Source organism: Streptomyces sp. CBMA123, assembly GCF_014596465.1.
GTDB lineage: Bacteria > Actinomycetota > Actinomycetes > Streptomycetales > Streptomycetaceae > Kitasatospora.
This window is the reverse complement of sequence record NZ_MECK01000176.1, coordinates 1-10,846: the sequence shown is the minus strand read 5'-3', so window position 1 is coordinate 10,846 and position 10,846 is coordinate 1. Positions and strand designations below refer to the sequence as shown.

Here is a 10,846-nt window from a genome sequence, read left to right as displayed (position 1 = left end):
CCGGCGGCGGGGCGTCGATGTAGCCGGTGACCGGGTCGACGGCCGGCTCCTCGACGGCGGGCGCCGCCGGGGCCTCCGGCGCGGGGACCTTGGTGAAGGCGACGGTGGGGTTGTGCCCGCCCTCAGCCGGTGCGGCCGGTGCGGCCGGTGCAGCCGGTGCGGCCGGTGCGGCCGGGACCGCCTCGGCGGCGGGCTCGACGGCCGGCTCGGGGAGCCGGCTGAACGCCATGGTCGGCTTGTGACCGCTGTCCGCCGCGGCGCCGTCGACCGGGGCGTCGGCCGCCTCCGCCGTCGGCTCGGCCACCGGCTCAGCGGCCGGCTCCGGGACCCGGCTGAACGCCATCGTCGGCTTGTGACCGCCCTGAGCGGTGCCGTGGGAAGCGGCTCCGGCCGCCTCCGGGGCCCCGGCGGGCTGCTCCCCCTGCGGCCCGGTGGGCCCAACCTCGCGCTCGGTGCTCACGGACGACCTCCATAGCTGACAGAACCAAGGACCATAGTTTTTCGCACCGACGATTCGATTACCGTAAGGACCCCTCTGAAGAACTCATAAGAATCCTTAGCCGCAACCGACGGCCGGGGCTCCCCACCCCCCGCCGGACGTCCCGCGATGCGGACCGCGCACCCGACGGCCTTTGGCGTTCGTACCCATGCCGGTTAGCCTGTCGCTCCAAACTGACACGCGGGAGCTTGGACCGACCAGGCTGAGAGTGCGCATGTCGACCGTACGCCAGGCGAGTGACCGGCGGACCGTCGAGGGGGCGCTGACCGCCGGAACCTGTCCGGGTAATGCCGGCGTAGGGAGTATCGGCCATGCCGCCTGCTTCGCCATCCTCTTCTCCGGGCGCGCCCGCGTCCAAGGACCTCCCCACTGCCCCGGTGGACTCCGCCGCGGCCACCGCGGTTCCCGACCAGCGCGTCGAGGCGCCGCTGGTCCTGGACACCGAGCCGCCGCGCACCCTGCGCTTCCGCGACCACTTCGCGCTCTGGATGAACCTCGGCGTCAGCCTGATCGGCTTCTCCACCGCCGCCACCGTGCTCGGCGCCAAGGGCAGCGAGCTGTCGCTGGCCGCCGCGGTGACCGCGATCGTGACCGGTACGGCGGTCGGCACCGCGATGCTCGGCGTGGCCGCGCTGATCGGCGCCCGGACCGGCGCCCCGGCGATGGCCAACCTGCGCGGCCTGTTCGGCACCCGGCTGTCCTACCTGCCGACCGTGCTGAACATCGTCCAGTGCATCGGCTGGGGCGTGTTCGAGCTGCTGACCATCGCGGCGGGCGCGCAGACCGTCGCCCACACCACCGGCTACCGCTGGCTGTTCGTGCTGCTCGCGGGCGCGCTGACCACCGCGCTGACGATCTGGCCGCTGGGCTCGATCGCGGTGCTGCGCCGCTTCGTGGCCGGGGCGGTCGCGGTCGCGATGGTGTACTTCACCGTCCAGCTGGGCCGCCAGGGCGTGCCGGACCCGGGCGCGGGCAACTGGCACGGCTTCCTGGGCGCCACCGACGCGATGATCGCGGTGTCGATCTCCTTCGTCCCGATGGCCGCCGACTACACCCGGCACTCGCGCACTCCGCGCTCGGCCTTCTGGGGCAGCTTCTCCGGCTACACCGTCGCCCAGGTCTGGTGCTACGTGCTCGGCCTGATGGCGCTGCTGCAGTCCGACGGCGACCCGAACCGGATCTTCGACTCCTTCCTCGGCGTCTGGGCCGGCTGGCTGTTCCTGCTGGTGCTGGTGCTGCGCGAGACCGACCAGTCCTTCGCCAACGTCTACTCGACCGCGATGTCGCTGCAGAACCGGCTGCCGCGGGTGGACCGCCGGGTGCTGAGCGGCGGGATCGGCGTGCTGATCACCGTGCTGGCGCTGCGGATCGACCGGTTCACCGACACCTACAGCAACTTCCTCGGCCTGATCGGCTCGGTCTTCGTGCCGCTGCTGGCGGTGCTGGCGGTGGACTACTTCTTCGGCGCCGGCCGGCACGGCTGGGACCTCTCCGAGCGGGCGCCGTCCCGCTGGCTGATGCTGCTGCCGTGGGTGCTGGGCTTCGCGATCTACCAGTTCATCGCGCCGACCGCGGTGGCCGGCTGGTGGGTGGACTTCTGGACCTCCGCCCAGGAGGCGCTGCACTTCACCCCGCAGGAGTGGACCTCCGCCTCGCTGTTCGCCTTCCTGGTCCCGGCCCTGGCCACCTGGGCGCTCACCCCGCTGACCCGCCGCGCCGCGCGGGCCTGAGTCCCCGGCAGGCCCCCGGCAGGCCCTGGTACGCCGCGGGAGGCCCCGGCAGGCCCTGGTACGCCCCGGCAGTCCCGGGTACGCCCTGGCAGTGCCCGGCAGGCCCTGGTACGCCCCGGCAGTCCCGGAGGCGGAGCCGGCCCCGCAGGTTGGGACCGTCTTCGCCTCCGCGTCACCCGCGCCCCCTATCGTTGGGGCCGTGACCAGCCCAGACCTGCCCCCGGCGGCGGCGCGCACCGCGCCCTCCGTCCAGGTGATCGCCCACCGCGGTTCCTCCCACGCGCTGCCCGAGCACACCCTCGCGGCGTACCGGCGCGCGCTCGACGAGGGCGCGGACGCCGTCGAGTGCGACGTCCGGGTGACGGCCGACGGCCACCTGGTCTGCGTGCACGACCGCCGGATCGGCCGGGTCTCGAACGGCCGGGGCACCGTCTCCGCGATGACCCTGGCCGAGCTGGAGGCGTACGACTTCGGCGCCTGGAAGACCGGCCGGCCAAGCACCGACCCCGAGCTGCGCGGCGTGCTGCGGCTGGAGCGGCTGCTGGAACTGGTGGTGGACTGCGGCCGCCCGGTGGACCTGGCGATCGAGACCAAGCACCCGGTGCGCTTCCGCGGCCGGGTCGAGGCCGAGCTGCTGCGGACGCTGGAGCGGTTCAAGATCGGCACCGTCCGGGAGGGCGACCGCCCGTCCGCCCGGATCATGAGCTTCTCCTCGATCGCGCTGAACCGGGTGGCCGCCGCCGCGCCCGACTACCGGCGGGTGTTCCTGATCGAACGGATGCTGCCGCTGCTCGGCCGGCTGCGCCCGGGGCAGCCGCTGCCCGGCGGGGCGCGGATCGCCGGCCCGGGCATCGAGCTGATCAAGGCCAAGCCGCAGCTGGTGCCCCGGCTGCGCGAGCTGGGCCACGAGGTGCACGTGTGGACGGTGGACGAGCCGGCCGACGTCGAACTCTGCCTGGAGCTCGGGGTGTCCGCGATCATCACCAACAAGCCCGCCGAGGTGCTGGCGCAGCTCGGGCGGTGATCCCGGTCCGGAAGCACCGCCGTACCGCTGGCACCTGATCACCGTGGTCGGCAAGCAAACCTTCCGCACACGTTATTGCCGGAATTCTTGCGTGCGGGCGACAGAGGGTGAGCGCGGAATGACCTCTTGTCGACCCTGAGTCGCGCCGCCCGAAATGGGCGTGCAGGATCCACCGTTGGTCGTTTCCGACGCATTACCAAGGGGCATCCATCCCTCGGCATACGCTGAAGGAGGTCCGGGGGTGGCGTTGATGGTGGCGCGTGAAGTGCCGACTTCATCGACCATGGCAGTGCCGCACGGCCCAGCGAGTGTCGGGGTCGCACGGCGCCGACTGCGTCGAGATCTGGGTGACCGGCAGATACCGGAACCGGTCATCGATGATGCTGTTCTGATCCTTTCCGAACTACTGAGCAACGCCTGTCGATACGCCCGTCCGCTCGGCCCGCTGCCCGCCCTGGGCCGCGGCGCCCGGGCCGAGGTGGTGGACCAGGTGCTGGTCGGCGTCCCCACCGGGACGCACCCGGCGCCGGGCGGCCGGGAGCGCGAGGACGGTACGACCGAGCCGGACGGCGGCGTGCTGGTCCGCTGGCAGATGCACGCCGACGGCGTGCTGACCCTGGAGGTCACCGACGGCGGCGCGACCACCCGGCCGCTGCCCGCCAGCCCCTCGCTGACCTCGCGCGGCGGCCGCGGCCTGGCCATCGTCGACCAGCTGGCCAGCGACTGGGGCGTCCGCGACGCGCCCGGCGAGGTGACGGTCTGGGCGGCGCTGCCCGCCCGGGCCCGGCACGCCCGGCGCACCGGGGGTGACACCGCCCGCAGCGCGTAGCGGCACGGCGGTCGCTCGGGCGTACGACGGGCACCCGGCGTACGACGTCCGCCCCGGCGCGTTGCCGCGCGCCGGTGGAACGTCAGTAGGCTTCCCGGTGAAATGGACCACCGTCCCCGGGAGAGCCGCAGCATGGGCAAGAAGGCCGCCAAGAAGGCGCCGCAGCGCCAGTCCACCACCACCGTCACGGGCGAGATCCCCGTGGTCGGGGCCCGCGAGGACTGCCCCTGCGGCTCGGGCCGCCGCTACAAGGCCTGCCACGGCCGGGAGGCCTCGCACGCGGTGCAGGAGCTGGTGCACCGCCCGTTCGAGGGCCTGTCGGGCGAGGCGGACTGGGTCGCGCTGCGCGAGCTGGTGCCCGCCGCCACGGTGCCGCTGACGCTGGCTGCCAGGGTGGCCGGGACCGCCGAGGGTGACGTCCCGTCGGTGACCCTGGCCACCGTGCTGCCGCTGGCCTGGCCGGCCCTGCGCCGCGCGGACGGCTCGATCCTGCTGGGCCTGCAGACCCAGTCCTCCTCCGGCGACCTCAGCCGCGACCTCGCGGACGCCCTGGAGCTGGCCCTGGCCACCGAGCCGGGCAGCCCCGTCCCGGCCCGCCGGACCGTCCCGGGCGGCCGCCGCCTGCAGGACCTGCTGGACACCACCGCCGCGTTCGAGCCCACCGTGCACGCCGGCTTCGAGTTCTGGCTGGAGGACGCCGAGACCGCCACCGGCGAGGTCGCCGCCTCGCTGGAGCGCGCCAACGCCTCCGCCATCCCGACCGAGAAGCTCGCCAGCGTCGACGCCGCCTACTGGTGCGGCACCCCGGACAAGAACCACCTGCGCTGGGTGATGACCGTGCCCGAGGAGCAGCTGCTGGACGCGCTGGCCCGGCTGAACGCCGCCGGCGAGGCCTCGCTCGGCGCGGACACCCGCCTGGTCGGCTCCTTCCGCGCGCACGGCCTGACCGTCCCGGTGTGGGACCTCCCGCTCGCCATGACGGCCGCCGACTGCGAGAAGCCGGCCGCCGAGTTCGGCGAGCGGCTCGCCGCCGTCCTCGCCGACACGACCCCGCTGACCGCCGAGGAGCGGCGCGCCCGCGCCAACCTGGTGAACCGTCAGGTCACCTTGAACTAAAGCGCACAGGATCCGGGTGATACGCGTCACATTGTCGCCGCGAAGGCGCAATTTCCGGGCCTGGAGGGCGTCTTGGAAATTGGCGCAGGCGCGGATCCTTGTTACTGTCTAAAGAGTCCGGCCGCTGGTGCATCCCCCGTCGCCAGCGGCCGGATCTTTCGTTTTCCGGAACGCCCCGCACCACCGGGCCCGGAGTCCGGCACGACCCGGCGATCCGTCAGTACGTCGAGCGCCCGCTGTCCAGCCGGACCGTCGCCTCCACCAACTCGCCCAGCAGTGGCCCGACCTGTGGCAACCGGACCCCACCGGACACGGCCGGTCGCGGCGCCAGCACCCAGCGCACCCTCCCCCAGCCTCCGGCCGGGGGGACCCCCATGGCCCCGCCGCCGGGCGGCAGCGGCAGGAAGCCGCCCGCCCCGTGGTAGCGCAACGAGCCCGGCACCCAAGGGAGTTGGGCGAGCATCTCACCCAGGGCGTCGAGCGAGTACGGGGCCACCAACAGCGCGTAGCGGCCCGGCATCGCGAGCACCGGGCCGAGCGGCACCCGCAGCGCGCCCAGGTAGACCAGCGCCCGGGCGCCGGCCGCCGCGGGCAGGCTGACCGCCGAGACCGCGGAGCCGGTGGCCGCCAGCACCGGCGCGTCCGGGCTCTGCCGCTCCCACCACCAGCGCACCATCCGGGCGTCCGTGGTCGCGGCCAGCAGCGAGGGGTCGTGCGGGTGGGCACCGGGCGCCGGACAGTCCGGATCCCCGCAGGAACAGCGGCCGCCGCACAGCACGGTGCCGGGCACCACGGGCCAGCGGTGTTCGACGGCGGCCGTCAGGGCCGCGTCCAGCCGGGCGGACGACGACTCCTGCGACTCCTGCGACCGGCTTTTCGGGCTCTTCGGGTTCTCACGCATGGCGCTCGTTCCTTTCCCTGACCGCTCGGTTCGCTCCGCTCCACCGACGTCCGTCGGGACTCGCCACCCGGGCCCGCGACGGCACGGCCCCGGACGGCGCGAAGCGGGGCGGGCGGCATGGCGGACGGCGCGGCTACGACGTGGAGCACGGTGTGGAGCACGACATGAGAAGGGCCGCGCACTGGAACAGCCCCTGGAACGAGAATCCCGTATGCGACCGGATGGACGCCGCCCGGGCGCGCTTGGTTCCACCGTACGAGTGAGAGACTTCCGGCCAGCCCTGGGCGCGGGCGGCACGGACATACGATCCGGACGGCCGCCCGGTCCGTTCCCTCCGTTCTGCCCGCTCCCGGCTCGCTCCATGCCTCCGGCCGTGACCGGCGCGCGCACGAACCGTGCACGCCCTCCGACCGGGTCGCTCGGATGTGGAACCGGCCACCGCGTCGCCCTGGATCTGGACATGCCCCGAATGGCCTGTGTAGAAGTGGTGGCATTGCTGTCGATCAATGACGAGTAGTAGCGAATCGAGGCGAAACGGGCCCTTTGGCCGTGCTCGCTCCACATCGGCCGTATCCGGGGGTTCCGCATGGCACGTAGCACCGCGTCAGGAGTGGTGGCATGACCAAGTCCCACCCGTCGACCTCCCGCCCGTCGACGCCGACCGCAGAGCCGGGTGAGCCCGGCTGCGCAGGCGGGCTCACCGTCCTCGACCCGCCGGGCCGGCCGGCCCCCGCCGACACCGCGGACGACACCGCGGCCCCGTCCGCCGCGGTGCAGGACCGTTTGGCCGGACGTCTGTCCGAAATCACCAGCCTGCACGAACACACCGAACGGCTCGCCCGCGCCCGCGGCCTCGCCGCCACCCTGGACGCCGTCCTCGCCTCCGGCGCCGCCCTGCTCGGCGCCAGCCGCGGCGTCCTGGTCACCCTGCTGCCCGGCGGAGGCCCCGGCCAGCCCGTCGGCCTCGGCCTCGACCGGGCCAGCCTCGGTGCCCTGGAGACCGTCCCGACCGAACAGAGCCTGCTCGCCAGGCTGCTGCGCGAACAGGACCGGCCCGAGCAACTCCACTCCCGCGACCTCGCCGACGACCCGGCCGTCGGCGGCCGGCTGCGCGAACTCGCCGTCCACCTCGGCCTCGGCGGCGCCTACGGCCTCCCGCTCGCCACCGCCGAGGACGGCCCGCTCGCCGCCGCCGTCTGGTTCTACGACCGGCCCGCCGAACCCACCGGCTGCCAGCGCGAACTCGCCCGCCACTACTGCGAGATCGCCGCCCCACTGCTCGCCAAGCAGCTGGAGGCCGAACGCGTCCGGCGCACCACCGAGGCACTGCGCCGCGGCCTGCTGCCCGACCACCTCCCCCTGACCCCCGGACTGCGGCTCGCCGCCCGGCTCGTCCCGGCCGGCCTGGACCGCTCCAGCGGCAGCGACTGGTACGACGCCATCCCGCTGCCGGACGGCACCGTCGGCCTCACCGTCGGCTCGGTCTCGGGCGACGGCCCCGGCGCCGGACCCGGCTCCGCCCCCGGCGCGGCCGCCGCGATGGGCCGGGTCCGGGCCGCGCTGCGGGCCTACGCGGTGCTGGAGGGCGAGGACCCGGTCTCCGTCCTCGGCGACCTGGAACTGCTGCTCAAGACCACCGAGCCGAGCCGCTCCGCCACCGCCGTCTACACCTGGGTCGAACCCGAGGAGCGCCGGATCACCATGGCCGGGGCCGGGCACTGCCCGCCCGTCCTGGTCGGCCGGCGGGGCGCCGAGTTCGTCGAGACCTCGCTCTCCGCCCCGCTCGGCATGCTGGCCTGCTGGGAGGCCCCCGGGGTCGAGTTCACCGCCGAACGCGGCGACACCCTGCTGCTCTACACCGAGGGCCTGGCCCGCCGCTGCGGCCCGACCCTGCACGCCGGCCAGGCCAACCTGCGCCGGGCCGCCGCCGACGCCCCGCGCGACGTGCGGATCGACCCGGACCGGCTCTGCGCCCACCTGCTGGCCGTCTGCCCCTTCCCGGACACCGCCCCGGCCACCGACGACCTGACGCTGCTGGCCGCGCGCTTCGAGTAGGCGTACGAACCCCGGGCGGGTGAGCGGCCGGGCGTCCGTACCATGGACGCACGGCCGCCCGCGCGTGTCGCGACCCGACACCTCCCCCGAGGGCGGCGGTACCACCCCCAAGGAGGCGTTGCACGTGACCGAGGACCGGACCCCCGCGATGGCCGAGAACCCCGAGGCCGAGGGCGGCGAGGAGCCGCAGCAGTTCAAGGGCCGCAAGAACGGCCTCTACGGCGAGATCTCGGACGAGCTTTCCGCCTCGATGAAGTCCGGCTGGGCCGACACCGAACTGCACGGCCTCACCCCCGTCGCCCAGGCCCCGTACGCCGCCGCGCGCCGCGCCGCGCTGTCCGCCGCCCACCCCGGCGTGCGCCTGGTCGTCCCGGCCGGCAACCTGCGGGTGCGCTCCAACGACACCGACTACAACTTCCGCGCCTCCAGCGAGTACGTGCACCTCACCGGTGACCAGACCGAGGACGCGGTACTGGTCGGCGAGCCGACCGGCGACACCGGCCACGAGTTCACGCTGTACCTGCGGCCCCGCTCGGACCGCGAGAACGGCGAGTTCTGGCTCGACGGCCACGGCGAGCTGTGGGTCGGCCGCCGGCACAGCCTGACCGAGCAGGAGCAGCTGCTCGGCCTGCCCGCCCGCGACGTCCGCAAGGCCGCCGAGGAACTGGCCGAGCGCGCCAAGGACCCCGCCGTGCCGACCCGCATCGTCCGCGGCTACGACGCCGGCCTGGAGGCCGCGCTCGCCGACGTCCTGGACGCCGACGAGGACGCCGGGCTCAAGGAGTTCCTGAGCGGCCTGCGGCTGGTCAAGGACGAGTGGGAGATCGGCGAGCTGCGCGCCGCCTGCGACGCCACCGTCAACGGCTTCACCGACGTGGTCCGCGAGCTCGGCCAGGCCGTCGCCACCTCGGAGCGCTGGATCGAGGGCACCTTCTGGCGCCGCGCCCGGGTCGAGGGCAACGACGTCGGCTACGGCACCATCGCCGCGGCCGGCCCGCACGCCACCACCCTGCACTGGGTCCGCAACGACGGCGACGTGCGCCCCGGCGAACTGCTGCTGCTGGACGCCGGCGTGGAGACCCACACCCTCTACACCGCCGACGTCACCCGCACCCTGCCGATCGACGGCACCTTCACCGAGCTGCAGCGGAAGATCTACGACGCGGTCCACGACGCCCAGGAGGCCGGCATCGCCGCGGTCAAGCCGGGCGCCCGCTTCCGCGACTTCCACGAGGCCTCGCAGCGCGTCCTCGCCGAGCGACTGCTCGCCTGGGGCCTGCTGGACGCCTCGGCGTACGACGTCGAGAAGGTCCTCGAACTCGGCCTGCAGCGCCGCTGGACCCTCCACGGCACCGGCCACATGCTCGGCCTGGACGTCCACGACTGCGCCCACTCCCGCCGCGAGGAGCACGTCGACGCCCTGCTGGTGCCCGGCATGGTGCTCACCGTCGAGCCCGGCCTGTACTTCCAGCAGGACGACCTGACCGTGCCGGAGGAGTACCGCGGCATCGGCGTCCGGATCGAGGACGACATCCTGGTCACTGCCGACGGCAACGAGAACCTCTCGGCCGGTCTGCCGCGCCGGTCCGAGGACGTCGAGGCCTGGATGGCCTCGCTGGCCTGAGCCGCAGCACAGTTAAGGGCCCGGCCTCCGTTCGTACGGGGCCGGGCCCTTCGGCTTCGCCACCGGCTACCGGCTACCGGCTACCGGGTGTCAGTGCTGAACGGCGGGCTTCAGGGTGGTGCGGGCTCCGTAGTGCCCGTCCGAGTCGCCGCCGACCTCGATCTCCACCTGCCCGAGGTCACCGGCCCGCTTCAGGCCGACCCGGAACGTGTACTCGGTCGGGTTGCCCTTCATCACGCCCAGCAGCTGGGACGGCGCCACCCCGAGGCGCCCGTCGCAGTCCTGGTCCACCTCGAAGGACTTCCACTCGCCGCGGACCTTCGCCTCGACCGTGAGGTCCGCCCCGGACACGCGCTCACTGGTGGGCACCGACAGCTGCACCACCGGGCGCAGCAGCGCCGGCCCGTCGGGCGAGGACACCGTGAAGGAGAACTCGGTCGGGGCGCCGCCGACGACGAGCGGGGTCGGCGCGGACACCGAGGTCACCACCGGACGGTGGCTGTCGACGACCGCCGTGGTCACCACCCCCTTCGCCGTCACCTGGTAGGTGGACGGCACCACGGCGTCCGCCTCCACGGACAGCCGGCCCGGCTGGTTGGCCGCCCCGAGCGCCATCCGGTACTCGACGGTCCTGCTCTCGCCCGCGGCCAGGGTGAAGGCCGCGTCGTTGCCGGTGCCCGCGTAGTCCATGCCGCCGCCCTGGCTCAGCGAGGGCATCGCCTTCCAGCCGGAGGCGTCCTTGCGCTCCAGCGTGCCCTGCGCCATCGAGAGCATCTGCTGGCACGGCGCGCCCTCGAACTGCTGCGTCGCCACCACCGGAGCCACCGCGCGGGTGCCGGAGGCGTCGTTGTTCCTCCAGGTCACCGAGAAGGAGACCTGGTCACCCACCTGGATCCGCTGCCCCTCGCCCAGGCCGTCGAAGGTGATCCCGATGCCACCACCCGTGGCGGCGGTGCCGGCGGCGGGCTTGGCCGGGGTGCCGGCGGCGGGCTTGGCCGGGGTGCCGGCGACGGGCTTGGCCGGGGTGCCGGCAGCCGGCTTGGCCAGGGTCTTCGCAGTGGGCTCGGC

7 protein-coding genes, 2 pseudogenes and 1 riboswitch are annotated in these 10,846 nt (G+C 74.1%); of the genes and pseudogenes, 6 read left to right on the top strand and 3 right to left on the bottom strand.

Features of this window, described 5'->3' with window-relative positions:
• Nucleotides 1–460, bottom strand: a pseudogene (locus BG452_RS20500) (hypothetical protein); the annotation flags it as partial.
• Between the two features lie 209 nt (nt 461–669).
• Nucleotides 670–818: riboswitch (TPP riboswitch) on the top strand.
• 58 nt (nt 819–876) lie between these two features.
• Between BG452_RS20500 and BG452_RS20495 the strand changes: the two are divergent.
• The 4 genes from BG452_RS20495 to BG452_RS20480 all read left to right on the top strand — a co-directional run bounded on the left by BG452_RS20495 (nt 877) and on the right by BG452_RS20480 (nt 5,198).
• On the top strand, nt 877–2,229 hold the full coding sequence (locus BG452_RS20495; protein ID WP_317621146.1) for a purine-cytosine permease family protein: 1,353 nt from the start codon (nt 877–879) through the stop codon (nt 2,227–2,229).
• 199 nt (nt 2,230–2,428) lie between these two features.
• Nucleotides 2,429–3,253 carry a glycerophosphodiester phosphodiesterase family protein gene (locus tag BG452_RS20490; RefSeq protein WP_188305788.1) on the top strand — a complete coding sequence of 275 codons (825 nt, stop codon included), beginning with the start codon at nt 2,429–2,431 and terminating at the stop codon, nt 3,251–3,253.
• A gap of 283 nt (nt 3,254–3,536) precedes the next feature.
• Nucleotides 3,537–4,082: an ATP-binding protein gene (locus BG452_RS20485; protein ID WP_223242496.1), complete on the top strand. Its 546-nt coding sequence runs from the start codon at nt 3,537–3,539 to the stop codon at nt 4,080–4,082.
• 102 nt (nt 4,083–4,184) lie between these two features.
• On the top strand, nt 4,185–5,198 hold the full coding sequence (locus BG452_RS20480; RefSeq protein ID WP_411292977.1) for a DUF5926 family protein: 1,014 nt from the start codon (nt 4,185–4,187) through the stop codon (nt 5,196–5,198).
• 217 nt (nt 5,199–5,415) lie between these two features.
• Here BG452_RS20480 and BG452_RS20475 read toward each other — a convergent pair whose 3' ends face one another.
• The gene (locus BG452_RS20475; protein ID WP_188305787.1) at nt 5,416–6,099 is read right to left on the bottom strand and encodes a bifunctional DNA primase/polymerase; all 684 of its coding nucleotides are present in this window, start codon (nt 6,097–6,099) and stop codon (nt 5,416–5,418) included.
• A 618-nt stretch (nt 6,100–6,717) separates the two neighbouring features.
• On the opposite strand from BG452_RS20475, the gene BG452_RS20470 reads away from it, so the two are divergent.
• On the top strand, nt 6,718–8,154 hold the full coding sequence (locus tag BG452_RS20470; protein WP_188305786.1) for a PP2C family protein-serine/threonine phosphatase: 1,437 nt from the start codon (nt 6,718–6,720) through the stop codon (nt 8,152–8,154).
• Nucleotides 8,155–8,278: 124 nt separating this feature from the next.
• A complete protein-coding gene (locus BG452_RS20465) occupies nt 8,279–9,778 on the top strand; it encodes an aminopeptidase P family protein (RefSeq protein ID WP_411292976.1) in 1,500 nt (499 codons plus the stop codon).
• A gap of 90 nt (nt 9,779–9,868) precedes the next feature.
• Here BG452_RS20465 and BG452_RS20460 read toward each other — a convergent pair.
• Nucleotides 9,869–10,846, bottom strand: a pseudogene (locus tag BG452_RS20460) (hypothetical protein); the annotation flags it as partial.

Coding starts and splice junctions, on each gene's coding strand:
- BG452_RS20475 (WP_188305787.1), bottom strand. CDS start 6,099: ATGCGTGAGAACCCGAAGAGCCCGAAAAGCCGGTCGCAGGAGTCGCAG.
- BG452_RS20480 (WP_411292977.1), top strand. CDS start 4,185: ATGGACCACCGTCCCCGGGAGAGCCGCAGCATGGGCAAGAAGGCCGCC.
- BG452_RS20470 (WP_188305786.1), top strand. CDS start 6,718: ATGACCAAGTCCCACCCGTCGACCTCCCGCCCGTCGACGCCGACCGCA.
- BG452_RS20485 (WP_223242496.1), top strand. CDS start 3,537: ATGGCAGTGCCGCACGGCCCAGCGAGTGTCGGGGTCGCACGGCGCCGA.